Raw genomic sequence first — 454 nt, forward strand, 5'->3', positions numbered from 1 at the left:
TAGCAGGCAGGGACTGATTAATAAAAATAAGTATGAGTCCGGGCAGGTACCGCGGAATATAGGCGGGGTGAAGTCGGGTCCGGATGATTTGACATGTTTCTGTTGTATTTATGGCAATGTGAGCTTGGTTATATATTCTTACATTGATTTTCTTTCACCTTCGCTCCAAAATCCTATCAAACATATTATTAAAGGTCCGGAATAAACCCACCTTGGCAGCCGGGGTTTTTTCGATCACTGCTGAAATCCGGTTGCCATATATTACTGTAAAGTAGTCAAACTTTGCGCTTGCTTTAATCAACTAACACTTTTTCCTAACCATCAATTCATGACTTTATCTGATTATAATTCTGGAAGCCCTTCTTTGAAAACAGCTCAACAGGTGTTGGAATTATTTTATCGACACTATAGTGATCATAAAATAAAGCTGACGTTGCTCGAGTCGTTTCAGGGT

At 39.4% G+C, this 454-nt stretch carries 1 protein-coding gene; it reads left to right on the plus strand.

Annotation, left to right across the window (positions count from 1 at the left end):
- The coding region (locus AC1DND_RS29435) for a hypothetical protein (protein ID WP_477586577.1) at positions 1–205 on the plus strand (205 nt) is incomplete at its 5' end.
- Positions 206–454: the final 249 nt, after the last annotated feature.

Source organism: Pedobacter sp. 01N416 (assembly GCF_056399685.1).